Origin of the sequence: Nocardia sp. NBC_01327 (assembly GCF_035958815.1) — a bacterium.
GTDB lineage: Bacteria > Actinomycetota > Actinomycetes > Mycobacteriales > Mycobacteriaceae > Nocardia.
In genome coordinates, this window is record NZ_CP108383.1 from 6794795 (window position 1) to 6816293 (window position 21499).

Annotated in this window: 16 protein-coding genes and 1 pseudogene; 9 read left to right on the forward strand and 8 right to left on the reverse strand. The window is 66.8% G+C overall.

Going from position 1 to position 21499, the window contains the following annotated elements; translation table 11 throughout:
• Positions 1 to 1004: 1004 nt before the first annotated feature.
• From OG326_RS31395 to OG326_RS31405, 3 genes and pseudogenes are all read left to right on the forward strand, one after another.
• Positions 1005 to 1211, forward strand: a pseudogene (locus tag OG326_RS31395) (hypothetical protein); the annotation flags it as partial.
• A 5-nt stretch (positions 1212 to 1216) separates the two neighbouring features.
• Positions 1217 to 1912: a response regulator transcription factor gene (locus OG326_RS31400; RefSeq protein WP_327140750.1), complete on the forward strand. Its 696-nt coding sequence runs from the start codon at positions 1217 to 1219 to the stop codon at positions 1910 to 1912.
• Positions 1902 to 2936 (forward strand): sensor histidine kinase, encoded by a 1035-nt coding sequence (locus OG326_RS31405; protein WP_327140751.1) that lies wholly within the window; start codon positions 1902 to 1904, stop codon positions 2934 to 2936. The genes OG326_RS31400 and OG326_RS31405 overlap by 11 nt, the downstream gene beginning before the upstream one ends.
• 186 nt (positions 2937 to 3122) lie before the next feature.
• Here the strand turns inward: OG326_RS31405 and OG326_RS31410 are convergent, their stop codons facing one another.
• Together OG326_RS31410 and OG326_RS31415 are read right to left on the reverse strand one after the other, a co-directional pair.
• Positions 3123 to 4178: an NAD-dependent epimerase/dehydratase family protein gene (locus OG326_RS31410; protein WP_442791067.1), complete on the reverse strand. Its 1056-nt coding sequence runs from the start codon at positions 4176 to 4178 to the stop codon at positions 3123 to 3125.
• A 106-nt stretch (positions 4179 to 4284) separates the two neighbouring features.
• Positions 4285 to 5475 carry a low temperature requirement protein A gene (locus OG326_RS31415; RefSeq protein WP_327140753.1) on the reverse strand — a complete coding sequence of 397 codons (1191 nt, stop codon included), beginning with the start codon at positions 5473 to 5475 and terminating at the stop codon, positions 4285 to 4287.
• A gap of 188 nt (positions 5476 to 5663) precedes the next feature.
• Between OG326_RS31415 and OG326_RS31420 the strand changes: the two genes are divergently transcribed.
• The 3 genes from OG326_RS31420 to OG326_RS31430 are packed head-to-tail and all read left to right on the forward strand — an operon-like array spanning position 5664 to position 7776.
• Positions 5664 to 6395 (forward strand): ABC transporter ATP-binding protein, encoded by a 732-nt coding sequence (locus tag OG326_RS31420; protein WP_327146630.1) that lies wholly within the window; start codon positions 5664 to 5666, stop codon positions 6393 to 6395.
• Positions 6392 to 7180, forward strand: a complete 789-nt coding sequence (locus OG326_RS31425) for an ABC transporter permease (protein ID WP_327140754.1) — start codon at positions 6392 to 6394, stop codon at positions 7178 to 7180. Before OG326_RS31420 ends, OG326_RS31425 begins: the two co-directional genes overlap by 4 nt.
• A complete protein-coding gene (locus OG326_RS31430) occupies positions 7177 to 7776 on the forward strand; it encodes a TetR/AcrR family transcriptional regulator (protein ID WP_327140755.1) in 600 nt (199 codons plus the stop codon). The genes OG326_RS31425 and OG326_RS31430 overlap by 4 nt, the downstream gene beginning before the upstream one ends.
• Here the strand turns inward: OG326_RS31430 and OG326_RS31435 are convergent.
• The 4 genes from OG326_RS31435 to OG326_RS31450 all read right to left on the reverse strand — a co-directional run bounded on the left by OG326_RS31435 (position 7757) and on the right by OG326_RS31450 (position 12492).
• A complete protein-coding gene (locus OG326_RS31435) occupies positions 7757 to 9064 on the reverse strand; it encodes a DUF3824 domain-containing protein (RefSeq protein WP_327140756.1) in 1308 nt (435 codons plus the stop codon). The two genes, OG326_RS31430 and OG326_RS31435, sit on opposite strands and share 20 nt — an antisense overlap.
• Positions 9065 to 9246: 182 nt before the next feature.
• Entirely contained in the window at positions 9247 to 9468 is a 222-nt protein-coding gene (locus tag OG326_RS31440; protein WP_327140757.1) for a Trm112 family protein, read from the reverse strand.
• Positions 9469 to 9478: 10 nt separating this feature from the next.
• Entirely contained in the window at positions 9479 to 10012 is a 534-nt protein-coding gene (locus tag OG326_RS31445) for a GtrA family protein (RefSeq protein ID WP_327140758.1), read from the reverse strand.
• Between the two features lie 254 nt (positions 10013 to 10266).
• Complete coding sequence (locus OG326_RS31450; RefSeq protein ID WP_327146631.1) at positions 10267 to 12492, reverse strand: hypothetical protein; 2226 nt, start codon at positions 12490 to 12492, stop codon at positions 10267 to 10269.
• Positions 12493 to 12827: 335 nt separating this feature from the next.
• On the opposite strand from OG326_RS31450, the gene OG326_RS31455 reads away from it, so the two are divergent.
• The 3 genes from OG326_RS31455 to OG326_RS31465 all read left to right on the forward strand — a co-directional run bounded on the left by OG326_RS31455 (position 12828) and on the right by OG326_RS31465 (position 16641).
• On the forward strand, positions 12828 to 13859 hold the full coding sequence (locus OG326_RS31455; protein ID WP_327146632.1) for a glycosyltransferase: 1032 nt from the start codon (positions 12828 to 12830) through the stop codon (positions 13857 to 13859).
• A complete protein-coding gene (rffA, locus tag OG326_RS31460; protein ID WP_327140759.1) occupies positions 13849 to 14988 on the forward strand; it encodes a dTDP-4-amino-4,6-dideoxygalactose transaminase in 1140 nt (379 codons plus the stop codon). The genes OG326_RS31455 and rffA overlap by 11 nt, the downstream gene beginning before the upstream one ends.
• Positions 14989 to 15132: 144 nt before the next feature.
• Positions 15133 to 16641, forward strand: a complete 1509-nt coding sequence (locus OG326_RS31465) for an HNH endonuclease signature motif containing protein (protein ID WP_327140760.1) — start codon at positions 15133 to 15135, stop codon at positions 16639 to 16641.
• A gap of 831 nt (positions 16642 to 17472) precedes the next feature.
• Here OG326_RS31465 and OG326_RS31470 read toward each other — a convergent pair.
• Together OG326_RS31470 and OG326_RS31475 are read right to left on the reverse strand one after the other, a co-directional pair.
• Positions 17473 to 18114, reverse strand: a complete 642-nt coding sequence (locus tag OG326_RS31470) for a class I SAM-dependent methyltransferase (RefSeq protein ID WP_327140761.1) — start codon at positions 18112 to 18114, stop codon at positions 17473 to 17475.
• 112 nt (positions 18115 to 18226) lie between these two features.
• Positions 18227 to 21193, reverse strand: a complete 2967-nt coding sequence (locus OG326_RS31475) for an AMP-binding protein (RefSeq protein ID WP_327140762.1) — start codon at positions 21191 to 21193, stop codon at positions 18227 to 18229.
• Positions 21194 to 21499 lie beyond the last annotated feature (306 nt).

The window sequence follows — 21499 nt, forward strand, 5'->3', positions numbered from 1 at the left end:
GCAAGTCAGCCCTCGACATCCTCGTGGGCCGGGATGGTGACCGGCTCCGCGCCGATGACTCGATCCAGGAAAGCAGCAGCGCAGCCGATGCTGTGAACGCCGGACACTCGGCGGGCGAAGTCGGCCGAGCGGCAGGGCAATTCGCGAGTGATGCGGAACTGCGGGCTCGGGCGGTCATGCCGTTCCTGGCGCTGGCTCCCGCCGTCATTTGGATTGCGGTGTCGGCGGATGCGCTCTTTGCCGGGGTGACCGCGTGGGCGGTGACCTTGCTGGCCATAGCGACTCGGCAGCGACCGCAATGGGTGCTCACCGCGCTGGCGGCCGGGATATTGTTCGGGTTCGGGATGTTCCTGAGTTACGGGCTGGTCCTGATGGCGGTGCCCGCGGCGGCGGTGCTTGTGGCGCGCACATTGCGGCCCGCGGTGCCAGCACTGTTGGGTGTGCTGCTGGTCGTGGCGGCGTTCAAGGTGGCCGGATTCTGGTGGGTGGACGGTTATCACCTTGTGGTGCAACGGTATTACCAGGGCATTGCCAGCGAGCGACCCTTCTCCTACTGGGTGTGGGCAAACCTCGCGGCGACGGTGTGCGCGGTCGGGCTCGCACCGATGGCGGCCCTGCACCGCGTCGCGCTCGGACTGCGGCTCAGCGCGCTCTGGGACCGCACGGGCGGGCGGACGCCGACGCAGCCGACATCGCTCCCCTCGGCCGCCACGACCTCGATGCTTGGCGCAGGAATTGCCGGCGCCCCGTGGTCGCCCGAACCTGCCGACAGTTCAGTGGCCCAGCCGCCGGAAATCGCCACTGGCTCAGCGACACTCAGGTCGGACCCCATCGTCGAGGCGGCAATATCGAGGTCGGCCGTCGCGACGGCCCCGGTGATGCAGGCCCCGGCGACCGCCACATCGCAGACGACTCCCGCCACTGCCCCGTCGATCTTCAGGGCAGCGCGTGCGGCCGCCGTTCCCGCGGTGCGGCGGTGGCAGGGTGCGGTGAATCCGGTGGCGCTGCTCGCCGGGGCGGGGTTGCTGGCGGTGCTGCTGGCTGATCTCAGCGGGTTGAGTAAGGCTGAGACGGAACGGATTTGGCTGCCGTTCGATGTGTGGGTGCTGGCCGGGGCCGCGCTGCTGCCCGCTCGCGGGGTGCGGGTGTGGCTGGCGGTGCAGGCGACCGGCGCCCTGGTGCTCGTTCATTTCATTCTGACGAATTGGTGACTGTCATGCGCATTCTGGTGGCCGACGACGATGCTGTTGTCCGGGAAGTGGTTCGGCGATATCTGGAGCGGGACGGGCTCGAGGTGATCGAGACGGCGGACGGCCCCGCGACGGCGGCGGTGCTGGCGCGCAATGACATCGACCTGGCGGTGCTGGATGTGATGATGCCGCCGCCGGACGGGATCGATCTGTGCCGGGCGGTGCGGTCGGGGCCGCGGCCGGGGACGCCGATCATTCTGCTGACGGCGCTCGGCGACGAGGACGACCGGGTGATCGGATTGCAGGCCGGGGCGGACGATTACGTGACCAAGCCGTTCAGTCCGCGCGAGCTGGCGCTGCGGGTGGCCTCGGTACTGCGGCGCGCGAATCCGCCCGTCGTCGAGGAGGAGGTACTGCGCAGCGGGGGCGTCGAGGTGCGGCGGGCCGCGCGGGTGGTGACCATCGACGGCGCCCCGGTCGAACTGACGGCCCGGGAATTCGATCTGCTGATCTTCCTGCTGGCCCATCAGCGCCGGGTGTTCAGCCGTGATGAACTGCTCGCGCAGGTGTGGGGCTGGAGTTTCGGCGATCAGTCCACGGTGACCGTGCATATCAAGCGGTTGCGGGCCAAACTCGGTGCGGCGCATCGCATCGACACCGTCTGGGGCCGGGGGTACGCCTGGGGTCGCGTCGATGCCGAGGAGGACAACCGTGCCGACTGATATGCCGGGACTGATCGGGTATGCGCTGGCCGCATCGCTGCCGGTGGTGGGGCTCGGCGCAGTACTGCTGCGCTATCTGCGCAATCGCACCATGACCACGAGTATGGCTGTGCTGGTGCTGATTCCGACCCTGGCCACCTTGAGCGGGGTGGTCGCGGTCAGCGGGCTCATGTTCACCGCCGAGTTCGAGCGCTTCGCCGTGGTGCTCGGTGTGGTCACCGCCGTGACCGTGCCCGCGGCCATTCTGCTGGGCCGGGCGCAGGCGCGAACGACGGTGTGGGAGCGGGAGATGCTGGAGCAGGAGCGGGCCGCGGAGCGATCGCGCCGCGAGTTGGTGGCGTGGGTGAGCCATGATCTGCGGACTCCGCTCGCGGGGATTCGCGCCGTGGCCGAGGCACTGGCCGACGGCGTGGTGAACAATCCGGCCGATATCGAGCGGTACGCGAATCAGATTGTGCGCGAGAACACTCGGCTCTCCGCCATGGTGGACGATCTGTTCGAGATGTCGAAGATCAACTCCGGCGCCCTGCGGCTCACCCTGGAACCGGTGGATCTGCGCGAACTCATCGACGAGGTGCTGGCCGCCAATCAGCCGACCGCCATGCGGGCGCGAATCACGCTGGCGGCCAGGCAACCCGGCGATCGGATCGTGGTGGCGGGCAGCGACCAGGCCCTGAGCCGCGTGCTCACCAATCTGGTCGCCAATGCCATCGCCCACACCCCGCCGGGCGGTCGCATCGACATTTCCACCGGCACCGACGACGGTCACGCCTGGGCCCGGGTCGAGGACACCGGTCCGGGCATCGCCCCCACCGATCTGCCCCGCATTTTCGAGGTCGCGTACCGCGGCACCTCCGCCCGCTCCCCCGCCGCCGCCGAACTCGGCAGCAGCAGCGGTATGGGCCTGGCCATCGCCGCGGGCCTGGTCGAAGCCCACAATGGCGATATCAGCGCCGAAAACCGCGAGCAGGGCTGCCGATTCCAAGTCCGCCTCCCCCTCCTCACCGCCGGCGACGCCAACTAGCCGCGGCACCAAGATCACCAGGAACTGGTGGCGGCATCGTTCGAGTAGCCGCCGCCACCTGTTCCTGGTCGACGCCTGTTGCCAGATGGGCCGGCGCCGGGCTGGGCACCGGCGCCGGAGGCCGCAAGCAACGGCGCGGTGGCGAAATCGGTGGGCCCGGTTCAGGGATCGACCGCCGGTAGCCGGTCAGCGCCAGGTCGGGGCGCCGGTGCCGGACACGGCGCGCAGGGGTGCGGTCGCGAATTCGGTGAGCCCACGATTGGGAGTGATCGTCGCGGCGAATCCCAGTACGCGTCTGGCCTTTTCCGGGCTGGCGACAATGTGGCGGACATCGCCGGAGCGGTATTCGCCGGTGACGACCGGGGCTTTGCCGCCGCAGGCCGCTGCCAGGACGGTGGCGACCTCGTTGATGGTGATGGGGTGGCCTGAGGCGACGTTGAGGGTGGTGAAGCTGTCGAGCGGGCGTTCCAGGGCTGCCACATTGGCGGCGGCGATATCGCGGACGTGCACGAAATCCCGGGCCTGACAGCCGTCTTCGAAGACGCGCGGGGATTCGCCCGACTCCAGCGCCGAGCGGAAGATGGCGGCGACCCCGGAATACGGTGTGTCCCTGGGCATATCGTCGCCGTAGACATTGTGGTAGCGCAGGGCGGTGACGGTCGAGTCGGTTGCGGTGGCCCAGGCGAGGGCGTAATGCTCCTGCGCGACCTTGCTGGCGGCGTACAGGCTGCGCGGGCGCAGGGGCGCATCCTCATCGATCGGTGTCCAGTCGAGTGGCTCGCCGGACGGTGCGCGATGGTCGAAGGCGCCGCGGTCCAGGTCGGCCCGGGAACGCGGACCGGGCACGAAATCGGCGGCGACACCGCGGTATCGGCCCTCGCCGTAGACCACCATGGAGGAGGCGAGCACCAGGTGACGGCAGTGCGCCCGGTCCATGGCGGCGAGCAGGACCGCGGTGCCGAGATCATTGTGGGCGGCGTACGCGGGCGCGTCCTGCGCACTCACTCCGGCGCCGACCACGGCAGCCTGATGGCAGACGGCGTCGATCCCGTACAGGTGCGCGTCGAGACCTTCCGGGTCGCGCACATCCACCTGATGCACCCCCGGCGGCGGGGTCGCGGCGGCGCCGTGTGCGGCGGGGAGCATGAGGTCCAGCGCGATCACCTCGTGCCCGCCCGCCGTCAGCGCCCGGTGAATATGCGATCCGATGAAACCGGCTGCGCCCGTCAGCAATACCCGCATGGTCATGCCTTCCCGATATGGTTCCAGGTCATGCGGTCGATTCTGGCGGCGACGGGGCAGTTATGCCCGTTCGCCTCCGGCGTGGCGCGGATTCGTCAGCGTTTGGTCACTCTCGCGGGCGGCGCGCGACGATGGTCGAGCGGCTCAGGTATTTACCCGCCCCGCCCTCGCGAATACTCATCAGATCGTCGGCGATGACAAAGCCGTAGCCGACCACCACCAGCACGATGAGCTGACCCCACGCCACCCAGGCCATGCCGATCGGCGCGGTCGCCATGACCGCGACGGCAGCGATCAGCCGCACCCACGGGCGCGGCAGACCCAGCACCTGCCGGAAGCAGGCCTGCCCGACGAAGTACAGCGCCACGCCACCCGAAAGTGCCAGTGCGGCAGCTTTACTCGCCGCTTCGTGACCGTGCGCGATGGTCATGCTGATACCGGCCGCCGTCATAATGATGCCGACCAGCAGGAGGTAGAAGGCGTAGTCGTAGCCCGCGACGGCGGCCTGGGTGCGCTCCGCCGTGGGCAGCGCACCGAGGGCGTGCTCGCCGCGTTCGTCGTCGAGCCCGAAGAACGCCCACCACAGCACGTAGACCAGGGTGAGGCCGAGTGCGACGGTGGCGACCATTCCGATCGTAATGTCCTGTCCCGCAAGCCCGGTGCCGATGGCCACCACGGATTCGCCCAGCGCCACGATGATGACCAGGCCGTGCCGCTCGCAGAAGTGGCTGACCCGCACCACGAATCCACCGCCGTGCACCAGATACGGCGAGAGGATCTGCACCCCGAGCGCCAGCGCCCACAGCAGATAGCGCGGCCAGCCGTGAATGCAGCCGCCCGCCAGCACCAGCCCCGCCGAGAGCGCGTTGAACGGGCCGATCCGCCGAATCCCCGCCGCGCCGTCCGTGCCCGAGGTCGCGAACATCAGGGCGTGCACGATCGTGATCAGCATGTACGCCAGCCCGAACGCCAAACCCGATCCGGTGAACGCTCCCGGAATCGACAGCGCCAGCACGAAGAATCCGAACATGCCGATGAGCAGCCAGGTGCGGCGGCCGGAGCTGTCGGGGGCCACCTCATTGGTGAGCCAGACATATCCGGCGTACATCCACCAGATGACACCGAACATCAGCGCCACCTGACCGAGCGCCGCCCACCCCGGATGGTGGGTGAAGGCATGCGTCAGCTGGGTGATGGTGAAGACGAAGACGAGGTCGAAGAACAATTCCAGGGTGGAGGCCCGTAGTTGGCCGCCCTCGGCGGCATCCTCCACGGCGCCGGGATTCTCACTGTTCACGCAGCAGAGCGTAGAGGTGGAATGTCCCTTCTGACATCCCGACCAGCCGGTTCGATTGGAAGTAGACCGCCGGCACGCCGAAATCGCCGCATCCTACGGCCGGTCCGGGGTGGGTCTTGCGCTCCGATGGACGGCGGCGCACAATTCATCACGTAGTGAATTCAACACTCGATGAATTGAGGGTGACCGTGACGGCACCGAGCTCATCGCCCGCCATAGCCATCGAGCACCTGCGGGTGGTTCGCGGCGGACGTCAAGTACTGCAGGACATTTCGCTGACCGTGCCGCAGGGCAGTATTACCGGGCTGCTCGGGCCGTCGGGCTGCGGGAAGACCACGCTCATGCGCAGCATGGTCGGCACCCAGCTCATCGCGGCCGGGACCGTTCGGGTGCTCGGCGACGAAGCCGGATCACCCGCGCTGCGGCGGCGGGTCGGGTATGTGACCCAGGCGCCGAGCATCTACGACGATCTGTCCGTCGCCGACAATGTCTCGTATTTCGGTGCGATGTACGGATGTTCGGTCGCCGAGGTCGAGGCGGCGATTTCGGCGGTGGGGCTCAGCGAGCATGCCGGGAATCGGGGCAATCAACTCTCCGGCGGGCAGCGGACGCGGGTATCGCTGGCGTGTGCGCTGGTCTCGGATCCGGAACTGCTGGTCCTCGACGAACCGACCGTCGGGCTGGATCCGGTGCTGCGCGCCGATCTGTGGACGCAGTTCCACGCGCTGGCGAAGCAGGGCCGCACGCTCATCGTCTCCAGTCACGTCATGGACGAGGCCGAGCACTGCGATCAACTGCTGCTCATGCGCGAGGGGCGGCTGCTGGCGCAGCTCAGTCCGGACGAATTACGCGCCGACACCGGCGAATCCAGCCTCGAGAACGCCTTTCTCGCGCTGATCCGAATGGGAGAGAAGTCGTGACCGCCACCCTGTCGCGCCCGGCCGGGCCGAAACCGCTGCGCTGCTATATCGCCACCACCGTGCGCATTCTGCGCCAGCTGCGCGCGGACCCCCGCACCGTGGCCATGATTCTGCTGGTGCCCGCACTGCTCATGACGCTGCTGTACTTCGTGTACAAGAACTACTCGGTCATGCCGGGCGCACCGCGACTGTTCGACCGGGTCGGAATCACCATGCTCGGGGTGCTGCCGTTTGTGGTCATGTTTCTCATCACCGCGATTGCCATGCAGCGCGAACGGGTTTCGGGCACCCTCGAGCGACTGATGACCACGCCGTTGTCGAAGCTGGATCTGCTGGCCGGCTACGGCACCGCCTTCTCCATCGCGGCGGGAGCACAGGCCGCGATCGCCTGCGGGGTGGCGTTCTGGCTGCTGGATCTGCAGGCCGCCGGTAGTCCGTTCCTGGTGGTGCTCATCGCGGTGGTCGACGCCGTGCTCGGTGTGTCACTGGGGCTACTGGCAAGTGCGTTCGCGCGCACCGAATTCCAGGCCGTACAGTTCATGCCCGTGATCGTGCTGCCGCAGTTCTTCCTGTGCGGGCTGCTGGTGCCGCGCGGGCAGTTGCCCGGCTGGCTGGAGGCCGTGAGTAATGTGCTGCCGCTCAGCTATGCGGTGGACGCGCTGCAGCAGGTGTCCGCGCACACCGGCGTCACCGGCCTGATGTGGCGGGATCTCGCGGTTGTCGCCGGATTCGCCGCTGTCGCACTGGGTCTCGGTGCGGCCACCCTACGACGGCGCACCGCATGAGCGACGGCAATGCCCGCACCGGCCGGCGGCCCGGCCAGTCCAGCACCCGGGAGGCGATTCTCGACGCCGCCCGGGTGCGGTTCGCCGAGGTGGGATTCGAGCTGGCCTCCATCCGCTCCATCGCCACCGCCGCGAGCGTGGATCCCGCACTGGTGCACCACTATTACGGCACCAAACGGGAATTGTTCGCCGCCGCACTGGAATTGCCCTTCGACCCGCAGGTGGTGCTGGAACAGCTCGCCGCCACACCACTGGATCAATTGGGCGAGACCATAGTCCGGGCAGTTGTCGGCCTCTGGGACTCCCCCATCGGCACCCCCGTCATCGCCGCCTTCCGCAGCCAGCTGGGCAGCACGGACCCCGCGCTGGCACGCACCTTCATCCTGGACATCGTCCTCAAAGAGATTCGCCCCAAGGTGGATTCACCCCCCGGCACCGGCGCGAAGCGCTCGGTCCTGGCGGCCTCCCAGCTCGCCGGCCTGATGGTCACCCGCAAACTGCTCCGCATCGAGCCCATCGCCTCCATGCCGGTAGAGGAACTCGCCGCCCTCGTAGGCCCCACCCTCCAGCGCTACTTCACCGGCGATCTTCCGTAGCCGGACCCTGCGGCGGAGGTGTACTCCAACCCTGCTGCGGCGGCGCACCCCAACCCTGTGGTGGCACACCTCCGTAAGCCGGTCCACCCTGCGCGAACCCTCCTGGCGGAGGCGTGAATCCGGCTGGCTGAGGCATGCCGGGCGTGTAGCCGCCCTGCTGCATCCACTGCGGATTCGGTTGCGGGGCAGCACCGTAGGGGTGCGCCGCTCGGGGGCTGGTCGGCTTCGCGAGCACTGTCAGCACCAGCACGACAAGCGCAAAGACTCCGCCCACGCTGAGAACCCAGAAACCAGGCCCGAAAAGTCCAATCGAAGAGTGGTTGACCAACTGCACGTTCACCACTTTCAGCACGACGGTGAGGCTCGCCGCGAAACCCAACGCAGCGGCGACGGATCCAAGCGTTCGACCCAATCGCGTACGACCGGTGAACAAGACGATCGCAGCGATCACGGCAGTGATCACGGAAAACGCCAGTGGCACACCGCCTGGCTGCGTTCGATCGCCGCTCCACCACATTGTTGTTTCACTGCCGCTGAGCAATTCGAGGCAAGAACCGGTCGTCAACACGACCGAGAGAAAGATGGAAAGCACCCCCACCGTCACATCTATACCCGACGACCGTGCCGTCACCGGACGTTCATGGTGATTCAGCGGCGGTGCCGGGACAGAAGGCGAAGCACGGAGGGCGACCGAGGCACTCGCGAGGGCGACGAGCGACAACAGGAGGGTCAGACCGAGAACCAGGAAACCTGGCCCCAACGTGGAGCGGACACCCTCCTTCTCGAGCAGAACCTGCATGCTGACGTCGAAGACAGTGGATAGGCTCACGCCGGTCGCCAGCCCTGCCGCCGCCACCCCTGAACCGCGCACTCGCCGGCTACGTCGTCCGAGCCCCGCGAGCAGTAGCCCCGCGACCGAGACCGCCACCACTGCCGCAAGCAGGAATCCGATGCCGAGCACTTGGCCATGGGATTGTTGGGGATTGGACCCGACATGGGCTGTGAAGTTGATTTTCCAGGGCTGCGACTGCACTTCGAAGTCCACATGACCGACACTGGTATCTGAGCTGTTTGCAGTCGTCAGCAATGTCAGAAACGACGCGATGACGAACAGCGGCGCGATGACACCGAGCAGCCCCGCGGTCACCCAGTCTGCGCCACGCCTGCCCACGGGGGCATTCGGTACCTCTCCGGACAGAGGCTGCACCCACGGCTGCGGCTGATTGTTCGAATATCCGCCGGGGCCATACGGACTCGGATACGAACCGGGCGGCGGAAAAGTGCTCACCGCCGCAGACTATGCCATCGGCCCCGGCTCGGCGCGGCGCAAGTCGGTCACCGATCCCCTTGTCCAGCCGCAGAATTCAGCCTGACAAGGCAAAACGACTGAACTCGGAGCCGGGCAACGGGAAAGTGCTCACTGCCGCGCCATATGCCACCCCGTGCGGCTCGGCCGGGCTGAGTGGAGGCTCAGCCCTGGGCGATGAAGGTGAGGTGTTCTTCGTCGCTGACGTCGCGGGCCTCGTCGGCGAGGAGGACGGGGATGCCGTTGTCGATCGGGTAGGCGCGGTGCAGGCGGGGGTTGTAGAGGACGGGCGCGCCCTGGTCGTCGCGGACCAGCTGCAGGGGGCCCTTGTCCTGGGGGCAGGCGAGCAGGGTGAGCAGGGTGGCGTCCAGGGTTTCCTCCGACATGATCGACAACCTACCGGTCCGCCGGGGTGGGCTCCGCATCGTGGGGGCTGCGGCGGAACGAAATGTGCCGATGGCCGAAGAAACTGCCGAAGGCGACCAGGCCCATGACCACGACGGCGGCGGGCTTGCTCGGCGTGTGCAGTACCGAGACGGCGAATTGCAGCAGGGCCATATTCAGCACCATGCCGACCAGGTTCACGCCGACGAAGGCCACGAAGTCCCGCATGAGGTGCCCGCGCACCCGGAAGACGAGGGTGCGATGCATGACGAAGGCCACCACCATGCCGACGGCATAGGCCAGCGCCACCGAGAGCGCCGCGGCGACATCCTTGGAGACGACGCCCTCGAGGACCGTCAGCCAGACGATGGTGAGCACCATGCCCATGAGCGTGTTCAGCCCGCCGACCAGGGCGAAGGCGACCTCTTGCCGGCGCACCAGGCGCAGCAGCGGCCCGGCCGGAGCACTGTCCGGCTCACCCACAGCGGGCTGCCCCGAATCGATTTCGGTGCCCGCCGGAGTCACATCGAGGACCGGGCCCGTCACAGCGCCAGCCGGCCTCGTTACAGCGCCGTCCGGCGAAGTCGCCCTGCCGTCCGGCGAGGTCACCCTGCCGTCCGGCGAGGTCACCCTGTCGTCCGGCGAAGTCGCCCTGTCGTCCGGCGAAGTCGCCCTGCCGTTCGGCGAAGTCGCCCTGCCGTCCGGCCCGAGGCCCCGGCCGTGCCCTGCACCCCCGTCCGGCCCGTCCGGCCCGTCGGGCACGGCGGTTCCGGAGGCGGTTATCGAGCCGTCGGTGGTGGTCACGAAATCGAGTCTACGAGTTCGCGTTTCGGGTCCGGATCAACCAGCTCCGGCAGGTCGGTGTCCTCACCGCCGTCGTCACCGCGGCGACGCGTGCGGAGGTAGAGCCATTCCAGGACGCCGAGGCCCACGAGACCCACGGCGGCCGCACCGATTCCGATCTTCCAGCCCGGCGGACGCCAGGTCAGTTCGAGTTCGGCATTGGAGGTCCCCGCCGGGATGTCCACGGCAACAAAGGACTTCGCGACAGTGGTGAACGGGATGCTCTTACCGTTCAGGGTGACCCGGTAGCCCGGCCAGCCGAGCCGGGCGAAGACGATCCGCCCGCCGGTCGGCGACGAGACACGCACCTTGCTGGTGGCGTCGGTCTCCGATATCGAGGTCGCGTCCACATTGCGGGCATCACCGATACGCCCGTTGACGGTGGAGATCAAGCCGTTGTCGCGTTCCAGGACCCAGATGTACTTCTCGTGCCCGGGTGCGTCGACAAAATGCCAGCCGTCCGGCGCGGGCTGATTGCCGGCATCGGGGAACATGGCCTTCTGCAACACCATTCGGTCGATCAGCATGAGATCGGCGAGGGTGCGGCCGGTGGTCGGCTCGGGAGTGAACATGCGGCGGTACGAGTCGGGGCAGACGCCGCCGTCCCAGATCATGCAGAGCATTTCGCCGAAGTAGAAGTAGCCGTTGGGCGTATAGCCGTTGACGTAGTTCTGCTCCAGATCCTTGGCGTAGTTGCCCCACACCAGCGACCCGTACGCACCGTCGAGGCTCTTGTCCGCGGGCTGCAGCAGTCCGCGATCACCGAGCTGAAGTGTGGTGCCGCCCTGGAACTTCGGGAATGCGGCCTTGGCCTCCTCCCGGTTCGCGGGCAGGTTCCACGACATGGGTGTGGGCTGCACGCCCAGCACCTGGAAGTAGGCAATCGGGAACATGGCGACAATGGTCAGCGCCACCGCGGCCGAGACGCCCCGGGTGCGGGCCAGCCACACCACGGCCGCGCCGAGCAGCGCCACCACGACCGCCGAGAGCACATGCCACAGCACATCGTGCGGATCGGCGGAGAAGGTGCGCACCCACAGCGCCAGGATCAGCACACCCGCCGCGATGCCGCGATTACGCCAGCCGCGCACGGTGCCGAACCGGCCGAGCAGGACGCACACCAGCACCAGCAATCCCAGTGCCAGCATGGGCAGCACGCGGGCGGGCCAGCGCAGCGGTCCGATGGTTCCGGGCCCGGCGGTCCACATGAGCATGATGATCGCGAACAGCGCAAGCGAGGTGAACTGCTTCCAGTGCGCGCGGGCCACATGCCAATCCACGAAGGCCAGCGCCGGAATCAGGAACCAGGCGATGTAGACCATGGGCAGCGGCTGGACATAACCCCACCAGGAGTTGAACGCCGGCAGCGTGCTCGGCAGGCTGGCATTCAGCGATTCCGACCACGGCACCGTCAGGAACTGGTCGTTATTGATCTGCGAATTGCCGCGCCAGCTCACCTGGGCCGACAGCATGCTGGGCAGGAAGGTGATCAGACCCGCCGCGCCCGCGCAGGCGGCGGCCGCGGTCAGGCGGGCGAGCGGCATCCAGGATGCGCGGCCGCGCCACACCAGTTCACCGACCGCGACGGCGACCAGCATGATGGCCGATTCGACCGCAGGGAACACGTACTGCACCGAGATGGCCAGGTACAGGAAGACGAAGACCGGGATGGGCCCGCTCTTGCCGCGCGCATAGCGGACCGAGGAGGCCCACGCGTGAATCATCCACGCGGTGCCCGTCATAGCGGTGAACCAGCTGGCCTCGTCGAAGAACAGGAAGAAGCCGGTGAACGGGAAAGCGACGCCCGCCACAGCCGCCCACTGCGGGCGACTGTCGTAGGCCAGGCACACCCGGTACACGCCGAGTCCGGCGATGATCGCGAAGATCACCTTGACGATGGTCGCGTAGACCGCGAGGTTCGGCACCGAGGGCGCGATCAGATCGATCAGCAGCTGCGGCGGGTTGAAAAGCCCCGCCTCCTCATTGGTGTAGTTGCCGGACATCCACTGCTCCGGACGCAGCAGCGGGAAGTCGCCGTTGCGGAAGGCGCGACCGAAGAACACCCATAGTCCGCTGTATTGGGATTCGGTGTCATCGGTGTAGAAGTGGCGGGCATTGGCGAGCAGCACCGCTATGTATCCGAGCGTCACACCGATCGCGGTGACGAAGCCCCAGCGGTACACCTCGCGCCTGGCCGAGCGCTCCTCGGGCTCGGGTCCGGTGGTCTCCGCCACCGTCGAAAATGCACTTTCCACCACGAGTTCCAGACCCTACAGGGCGTCGCGTTGGCTGGCATCAGGCTGTGCGGCAATGATGTTGTGGTGATCATCCGCTGCCCCGAAAGCTGCTACCTGCACCGTGTTAGAGTTCAGCGCGGCTCGGGCTCTGTCGTTCGGCGTGAAGTACCGGCGCGCACCGTCATCGAAAGTCGATTCAGCTGATGCCGATTCCCCCCGCACACGCCCCTCGGCCCCGTACCGATACGAGCGTCACCGCCGGTCCTCCGGGACAAGCGCGGGTGCATGCCGTGTCCGTGGTCGTACCGGTGTACCGCGGCGAGGACACCATTGCGGCACTCGTCACCGAACTCGACAAATTGAGCGGCACGGTGACCACGCCCGCCGGTGCGAAGTTTCAGGTGGACGAAATCATCCTGGTGCACGATCACGGCCCGGATCGCTCCGATGTGGTGCTGCAGGAACTCGAGCAGTCCTACCCGCAGGTGCGCGTGGTGTGGATGAGCCGTAATTTCGGGCAGGACGCGGCGACCATCGCGGGCATGGCGGCCGCGGGCGGCGACTGGACCGTCACCATGGACGAGGACGGACAGCACGATCCGGCGTTCATCGGTGAATTCCTGGACGCGGCGATGCGGGAGCGCGCCGATCTGGTGTACTCCAAACCGGTCAATACCCGGCCGCACGGCTTCCTGCGCAATATCACCTCGCGGGGTGCGAAAATCGTGCTGGCGACGTTGTTCGCCTTCCCCGATTCCACCCGGTTCGAGAGCTATCGGCTGATTCGCGGCGATATCGCGCGGCAGCTGGCGCAGGTGGCGTCGAACGGCGTGTATCTGGATGTGGCGCTCACCTGGGTGGTGAGCGATGTGGCGCAGGTGCCGGTGCAATTGCGCGCCGAGGGCCGCGAGGAGTCCGGGTACAACTACCGGCGGTTGTTCTCGCTGTTCTGGAAAATGGTGCTGTGCAGCGGAACTCGCGGGCTGCGACTGGTGAGCATGCTGGGCGTGACGCTGGCGCTCGCGGGCGGTGTGATGGCAGCGTGGGTGGTCTATCACGCGCTCACCGACAGCGGCGACGATCCGCAGGGCTGGGCCTCGCTCATGACGGTGCTGCTGCTGGTGTCCGGCGCGCTGCTGTTCTCACTCGGCCTGATCGCCGAGTATCTCGGTGTGGCGCTACACGTGCTCGTGGGCAAACCGCTGTATTTGACGGTAGATTCGCCGACGCCGCGCCCGGCGCAATCGGTTTCGGCGCAAAATTTCCAGTACAGCAACGCAGGAACGAGGGGGATCGACCCGGGTGAGCACTGACCGCATCATCTTCAGCCGTCCGTTCCGCGCCACGCGCGAATTGGCGAATGTGGAGGCCGTGCTGTCCTCCGATCACAGCCACGGCGACGGCCCGTTCACCGCGGCGGCCACCGCGAAGCTGCGCGACATCACCTCCGCGCCGTATGCGCTGCTGACCACCTCGTGCACGCACGCGCTCGAAATGGCGGGGCTGCTACTGGAACTCGGGCCCGACGACGAGGTGATCGTCCCGAGCTTCGCCTTCACCTCCACGGCGACGTCCATGGCATTGCGCGGGGCGACAGTCGTTTTCGCCGATATCGATCTCGCGACCGGCAACCTGGACCCGGAGTCGGTGGCCGCGGCCATCACCCCGCGCACCAAGGCCGTGGTGATCATTCACTACGGCGGTGTGGCGGCGGATATGGAAGGGCTGCAACAGCTCGCGGACGCACACGGCGTCGCGCTCATCGAAGACAATGCGCACGGACTGGGCGGGCATTGGCGCGGCCGGCCGCTGGGAACCATCGGCACCGTGGGCGCACTGAGTTTCCACGATACGAAGAATGTGCACTGCGGTGAGGGTGGGGCGCTTTTGCTCACCGATGAAATCCTCATGGCGCGTGCGGAAATCGTGCGCGAGAAGGGGACCGATCGGGCGCGGTTCCTGCGGGGCGCGGTGGACAAGTATTCGTGGCAGGACATCGGGTCGAGTTATCTGCCGAGTGAGCTCAATGCGGCGGTGCTGGATGCGCAGTTGACGGAGTTCGACACCATTCAAGCCAATCGGCACCGGGTGTGGGATTCGTACGCCGCCGCTCTTCCGGAGTGGGCGGGTCGCAACGATGTCCATCTGATGACGGTGCCCGACGACCGCGATCACACCGCACATCTGTACTACCTGCGTGTACCCACCGAAGCGCGCCGCGATGACCTCATCAAACACCTGGGCGCCCAGGGCATCTCAGCTCCATTCCATTACATTCCGCTGGATTCCAGCCCGGCCGGACTCAAGCTCGGCCGCACGCCCACACCATGCGTGCGCAGTGCTGAATTCTCCGGAACCATTGTGCGCCTGCCGCTTTGGCCTGGGCTGACGGAAGAGCAGATTGCGCGTGTCGTCGAAGGCGTAACCAGCTTCACTGTCTGAGGGATAAGAACAAAGACAAAGACGCCTGGACAAGAAGAAGCAAAACAAGAAGAGACGAAAGATAAAACCCGGATATTCTGAATAGCCTTATATCACAACGGAATTCGCCTTTCCGGGTCTGTTTCCCCGGAGTAGAATAGAGGCATGGAATCAAGGGAAGAAACCGCAATCACGACCAGTGCGCAAGCACTGGTCGCGGCGGTCGATTCCCTCACCACCCTGTCGTTGATTCCGTTGCCCGACACCGACATTGTCGCGTTGATGCAGCAGATCGAAACCAGCACCCGACGGTTGGCATCCGTGCAACGAGACCTGATCGTGCAAGCGTGCGCCCGGTCCCTGCCCACCAAGAACGGTTCCGGGAGCCCGGCCCTGTATTTGCAAGCGGTGCTGCACATCTCGCACGGGGACGCGATCAACCGGTGGCGCACCGCCGAAGACCTCGCCGTGTGGCACCGCGTCGGTGACGAACCCGACCCGGCCCCCGTCCTGCCGTGTTCGGCCCAGGCCCTCGATGACGGGGCGATCTCCCTCGACCATGTGCGGGTGATCCGGCAGGTCATGAACCGGCTGCCCAGCAAAGTCCCCGCCGAAGCTCGCGCGTACGCGGAAGAAGAACTGGCCCGGCAGGCCCGCGCGTTGGATCCGACGCATCTGCCTCGGATCGGGGAGCGGATCCTGGGTTACCTCGACCCGGACGGCAAACTCACCGATGACGATGACCGCCAACGCTTGCGGAGTGCGAGTGCGAGTCCGCAACGCTACGACCTGATGTCCACCCTCACCGTCGAGCTCACCCCTGATGCGCGTGGGGCCTTCGATGCGGTCATGGCGAAGCTCGCGCGTCCGGGCATGTGCAACCCTGCGGACAAGGAAAGCCCGTGGGCCGAGGACGAGGACAACCCGATACCCCGGGACGTGCTGGAGGCGTGCGCCGCCCGCGACGAGCGTTCGAAGGTGCAACGCCAGCATGATGCGTTGCTGGCGGTGCTGCACCCGGATTTCAATCCGGCCAAGCTCGGCTCGCATCGCGGCCTGCCGGTCTCGACGATCCTTACGATGAGCATCGAGGACGTGGAACGCGTGGCCGGGGTGGCTACCACCGCGACCGGTGGCACGGTGCCGGTTCCCGAGGCGTTGAAGTTGGTGGCCCGCCGCTCGAAGACGTTCGTGTTGGTGAAGAACAAGGACGGCATGCCCCTGCACCTGGGCGAAGCCCGCCTGGCGAACCCGGCACAACGGTTGGCGTTGATCGCCACCGAACGCGGGTGCACCCGCCCCGGTTGCTCGGCTCCGGCGAGTATGGCGGCGGTGCATCATGTGACCGAGTTCTGCAAGGGCGGGCGCACCGATATCGAGAACCTGACCCTGGCCTGCGATCACTGCCACGCCCTGGTCAAGGACGGCCCGCGCGGGTGGAAGACGATCAAACTCGGTGCGGATTCGGACTTCCCGGGCCGTACCGCCTGGATCGCCCCTGCGCATGTGGACCCGACGGGTACTCCGCAGGTCAATCACCTGCATCACCCGGCCGAGTTGATGGCTGAGGCTCCGCCGTCGCTGCGGCCTGGCCGGGTGTGTCGTGCCTGGGGGTTGTCCCCGGTGCGGTACCGGGTGCTGCGCCGGGCTGCCCCACCGCCACCGCGACAATAGGTTTCCCGCCCCTGGTGTCACCGACAGGTTGATCCTGTCGGTGCTACAGGTCGTTGCCTATCAGGGTATTTCGAGACCGGCTCGCCCTCGGAACCCGAACCATGACACCTCGGCCGCGACAAAAGGGCTTCCCGCCCAACTCCCTCACAGTCAGGCCGATCCCGCCCTGCTGCAGGCCGTTGCCCGACTTGGCCTTTCGGGTTCTTGATCTTCGATCCCTGTGTTCCAGGCATCTTCTTCTTTTCGCTCTTCGTCTTTTCGTGTTTGTCTCGGAAACCGGACCACAGCCGGTCTTCCGGCTGGTACCGCAGATTCCCTCGTGACCGCGGAAGGTAAATCGGGTACCCCGCCCGACGTCACCAGCACGGCCATCTCGGGCCCTGCCCGCACCCAGAGACCCACCACCGCCTCTCGATACAAGCAACCCAGGTGCACCGGCCTCATCTCGGCCTCGAAACCCCTGAAGCGGGCACTACACAACCCTTCTCCTCGACCGCACAGCAGGTATCCGCACGGCACAGACCCGATAACCGTTGTGCCGCTGAGACACCCGCTGTTCGATCCCCGGTGGCCGACGGTTTCTATGCCGAAACGGTCGGTGCACCTGGGTTTCTTGCGTCCCGGGCAGGGTTGGTCAGCACGGGGGTGCGGGCAAAGCCCGAGATGGCCGTGCTGGGCACGTGGGGAGGGGTACCCGGTTTACCTTCCGCAGTCAGGAGCGGACCTGCGGTACCAGCTCGGTCGACCGGCTGTGGTCCCGTTCTCGAGAACAAGAAACGGAAAGACAAGGATCGAGAGCCAAAGATGAAGGGCGCGAATGTGGTTCGGGGACTAGTTCTTGGGGCGCGCGATTAGGAGGTGGCCTGGGATGGGTTTGTGGGCTAGGGGGCGGTCTTCGACTGTTAGGCCGGAGGCTTCCAGGGCGGCGATTACTTCTTTGACCGGGCGGAGGTGGAAACCGTACTGGGTGAAGGGCATTCGGGACATTGCTTCCGGGTCGCCTATGCCGATTACGGCTTTGCCCTGCGGGCGGAGGACTCGGGCGAATTCTGCGCAGACCTGGTCGAGTTCGGGGACGAAGTAGATGGTGTTGACGGTGATTGCGGCGTCCAGGCTTGCGTCATCGAGTGGGAGGGCGGTCAGTGAGCCTTCGTCCACCTGCAACCGTCCGGCCGCGATCTGGGTCGAGAAACCGGACCTGGCCCGCGTCAACATGTCCGGCGAGATCTCGATTCCGTGCACATTCCCCGTCGGGCCCACCTGCTCGAGCAGCAGCGAAATCCCCACACCTCCGCCGAACCCGATATCAGCGACGGTCTCCCCTACCCCGGGCGCCGCCGCCCGCACCGCCTCATCGATCAGAAACCGATTGGTGCGATTGAGCAGCACCGCGGCCCCCTTCCCGAGCAATCCGTGAGGATTGCCGAGCTGACCGGCGACAGTGGACAACACGCGCGCTGCGAGGGGGTTCACCTCACCGATCGTACCGACCGCAAAGTCTGGAAGCTGGAAGTAGAAACCGCCTCTACCGAATTGTCGGCAAAGGCGGTTTCTACTTTCGGCTGTGCGGGCTCAGCGGTTCGAACTAGGCGAACAGGCGGTCCGCGACGTCCTGGGTGAGGATTTCGTAGGTATCGGATTCGCGGTTGTGCCACCAGGTTCGGTCGCCGGGCTGCGGGCGGCCCGCAGCCTGGACAGCTCGGGTGGAAGGGCGGTAGGTGGAGCTGCGAGGAATATCGTCGACCACATAGATGAGGTCTGGGCGCTGGTCGGGGGCCAGGTGGCTGACGGCCTCCGTGGCGTCCTTCGGGCTCAGGCGGTGGCCTTCCCGAATGCTGATGGCGGCGACGGCCAGGGTGCGGTTGCCTGCGGGGAGTCCGTAGGCGACTTCCAGGTCCACGGCGGTGATGTCGTTCAGGGCATCGACGATCGGCTGGGTATAGACGGGGCCGCGCGTAGTGCGAATCACCGTGTCGCTGCGGTCCATCAGCCAGTAGTCGCCGTCGCTGTCCCGGCGGAAAAGGTTCTCCGTGGGCATCCAGGCGTCACCGGGGGTGAAGACGCCGCGCAGGCCGCCCGCCGAAAGGTCGACCGTATCGGAGACGGTGCCGATCAGCAGGCCCACCTCGTTATCGGCGCAGCGGCGGGCAAAACCCGAGTCCTCGACGAGGATCTCATCGGCGAGCGGGTCGTAGGCGATGAGTTCGACCTTGGCGGTACCGGGCACCGGTCGGCCCTTGCTGCCGATCTTCGCGCCGGACACATTGGCCAGCACCACATCCCCCTCGATGGAGGCGTAGAACTCGAGCACCCGCGCCGGAGCGAACCGGTCCTGCGCCCGCCGCCACAACCCGGCCGGCATACCGGAACCGATGAACAGGCGGATCGGATGCGGATGGCCGTTGGGGAAGGTGTCGGCGTCGAGAATGTCGCGCAGCATGGTCCAGGTGTAGGTGACCACGGTGACGCCGTAGCGGTGCACCTCGGCCGCGAACTGTGCGGGATCGAGCGAGCGGGCCAGTGCGATGCGGCTGCCACCGGCCACCGCGCCACCCAGACTCACCAGTAAACCGGACGAATGGTGCAGCGGCGCAAGGCAGTACACCGTGTCCTCGCGGCCCAGATCGGCGGCGGAGGCGGTGCCGAACGCGGACAGCGCCCAGCGGTGGTTGGTCACGTACTTGATATCGAAGCGGTCGCCGGTGCCGGTGACCAGAATGAAGGCCAGCTCGCGCGCCAAGCCCGGATTCGGCTGGTACCAGGACGGCACCGTGACCTGCGCCGGATCGATCTGCTCCAGATCGGTGACCACGCAGTCCTGCGGAATATCCAGGCCGCGGGCATCGCCGCCGCCCAGCACCAGGACCCGGCGGCCGGTAGCGGCCGCGGCGCCCAGATTCTCCGGATCCGCGACAATCAGTTTGGCGCCGGTCAATTCGACGATCTTGGACAATTCGCTGCCGGGCGCGAGCAGCACCGCCACCGCGCCGAGCCGCGAGAGCGCGGCAATGGCGACCAGGGCGCTGGGCCGGGTCTCCATGACCACACCCACCCGCGTGGCCGGGCGTACACCGGCGGAGATGAGGCCGCGCACCACATTGTCGATGCGCTGATTGACCGCGGCATGCGTATGCACCCGGTCCTCGAACAGGAACGCTTCCCGCGCGGGACCGCGCCGTGCCTGCTCGGACAGTAGGCGGCCCAGCGAAACCCGGGTGTGCGGCTGGATCATGCCCAGGCGGGTGAGCCGGGGCAGCGCACGCGCCGCCTCACCGGAAAGCTCGACGGTGCCGCGCAGCGTCTGCCCGGCCACGCCCTCGATGGCCTTGCCGAGCTCCGCGCCGGCCTCGGCCAGACTGCCGACGGCGTGCACCGCACGGGTGAGTCCGGTGGTCGGACCCTTGCGGGCCACCTCGTGGCTCATGGGCTGGATCTGCTCGGGCAGTTCGCCGCGACCGCTGAGCCAGTTGACCCAGTCGCGCACCTGCGGCCAGGTCTGCTTGGTCGCGGTGGAACCGGAGACGAGCCCGAAATGTCCTGCCACCACACTGGATTCGTACACGTCGGCATTGGGCGCGGCACGCACGATACCGCGGACGGCGGCGGGCTGGCCGATATCGTCGACCTCGCCGACGACCGCCAGAATCGGGCATTTCAGATCGGCGAGCGAGATGGGCTGGTCACGAATGACGAAACCGCCCAGCATCATTCGATTGTGCTTGATGAACTGCGTGAGCAGATCGGTGAGCGCGGGCCCCGGATAACCGAGCCAGCCGTCGGCTTCGAGGAAGCGACGCTGGCGTTCCCGGGGCAGCAGGGCCTCCCGGTCGTGCAGTTGGCGCAGGAAGTCCAGCCGGGCCTTGACGGTTTTGACCGGATCCAGGGCCTGAAAGCCCAGGCGCACCATGGAATCGGTGATCGGCAGCCGGTTGAGCACATGATCGGCGAGGAAATCGGCCGCGCCCTGCGCGAGTCCGTAGGGAATGCCGAAGGGTATGCCCGCCACCGCGTCCACGGGACTGCCGAAGGTGACGATGGACTCCACGCCTTTGCCGAGACGGTAGGCCGCGGTCTGATAGGCGAACATGCCGCCCTGCGAGTAGCCCATGAGATGCACACCGCGGCCGGTCAATTCGTTCACGGTCTCGATGGCGCTGTTGACGGCCAGCACATGGTCGGCGAGGTCGCGGTCCCAGCCGCCCTCCTCGGTGGTGGGTGAGCCGAAATCGACCACCCAGCAGTCGATTCCACCCTCGTGCAGAATGCCGACCGCGCCGTCCGAGCCGTTCACATCCCAGATCTCGGCGGTGACCATGAGTGGGGGCACCAGCAGTGCGACCGGTCGGTCCGAAGGGGCGCTCGCCGCGGATGCCGCAGTGGCATCGGGGAAGTAGTGCCGCAACCGGTAGGTGCGCTTACGCTCGACGATCTCGTACGGCGAGGATTCGATGTCGTGAACCAGTCCCCCGAACCGGATCACCTCGAGCCCGTTCTGCGCGGTTGCCACGAGGCGCGCCAGCGGCCCCACAACGGACTTCGTATTGAATTTCACGGCTTTGCTCCCAGACCTACCCTGCTCGTGACCTGCGTCATCCGCCCCGACGCGTTCTGATGAGCTTGCCATAAGGCCACCTTACTGCGCGGCGGCTGTGACCAGTCCCATGTGACCTAAGGGCACGAAGCGCCGCACCTCGAGCACGTCGGGCAGCTCAAGCAAACGGACAGCCCGGTCGGTTCAGCTATTTCTGTGAATATGCGAATCGGCCCATCCGACGCAACACTCGGCCGGTCAGCACGCTCGTCCAATGCCCGCCAGGGACAGTTACGACGGTGTTGCTGCGAGGCCGCGAAGCTCCGA